The organism is Streptococcus sp. HMSC065C01 (genome assembly GCF_001813525.1).
Taxonomy (GTDB): domain Bacteria; phylum Bacillota; class Bacilli; order Lactobacillales; family Streptococcaceae; genus Streptococcus; species Streptococcus parasanguinis_V.
This window is the reverse complement of sequence record NZ_KV812844.1, coordinates 1-209: the sequence shown is the minus strand read 5'-3', so window position 1 is coordinate 209 and position 209 is coordinate 1. Positions and strand designations below refer to the sequence as shown.

Sequence of the window (209 nt, the reverse complement as noted above, 5' to 3'; positions counted from 1 at the left end):
CAAATCCATGCAGGGGGCATCTAAATCAACAGGAAAAAGCCTTGATTTATAAGGCTTTTTTGCTTGTCTATAACTGATTTGCCCCATCATTTGCCCCACATTTTTTTATGAGCAATCTTTCCAGACATCTCTGACTACGAAAAACAAAAAAGCTATCCTACCTTTGCAAATTTGGATAAGATAGCAGAATATTTTAATGCAACTCCAAC

Annotated in this window: 1 protein-coding gene; it reads left to right on the top strand. The window is 36.4% G+C overall.

Translation table 11 applies throughout. The annotated features are described in order from the left end of the window. Positions 1–114 precede the first annotated feature (114 nt). Positions 115–209: helix-turn-helix domain-containing protein (locus tag HMPREF2918_RS11035; protein ID WP_141751579.1), on the top strand; the 95-nt coding region annotated here is incomplete at its 3' end.